Raw genomic sequence first — 603 nt, forward strand, 5'->3', positions numbered from 1 at the left:
GTGTGCTCCTCGGCGGCGCACGGGTCGACCCGCCAGGTGACCGCCGCGAGCCTGATCTTGATGGCGCTGGTGCGCTGGTCGTCGTCGCACGCCTGGTGGGCGAGGGTCAGACAGGCCACGGCCTGCGCCACGTCGTCGTCGGCCAGGGCCTGCTCGGCCGCGTCCCGCAGGGCCGCGACCCCCCAGCGTTCGTCGGCCTCACCGGCCGCCAGCAGGTGGCCGGCCACGGCGGGGCTGGGGGCGCCGATGCTGTGCAGCAGCCGCGCCGCGTCCCGGTGCAGCGCGGCGCGCGCCTCCAGCTCCATGGCGTGCACGATGGCGGCCGGCACGCACGGGTGCCTGAACCCGCAACCGTCGGCGATGCCCGCGGCGTTGAGCGCGTGCACGGTCTGCGACGCCGCCGCCGCGCTGATGCCGAGCAGCCGCCGGACGCACTCCACCGAACCCACGTCGCGCAGCACGGCCAGCGCCTCGGCCAGCCGCACGGTCTCCCGCCCGCCCCGGTGCAGGCAGGTCAGGACGGCCTGGGTGAACGGGCCGCCGGCCTCGGGGCTGGGCAGTGCGGCGCGGCGCTCGGCGGGGGCGGCCCGGTGCTCCTCGACC

1 pseudogene is annotated in these 603 nt (G+C 78.1%); it reads right to left on the minus strand.

Annotated features, from left to right (window positions below):
* Positions 1-603: pseudogene (locus KUM32_RS37280) on the minus strand (hypothetical protein); the annotation flags it as partial.

Source organism: Streptomyces sp. AC627_RSS907, from assembly GCF_019049165.1.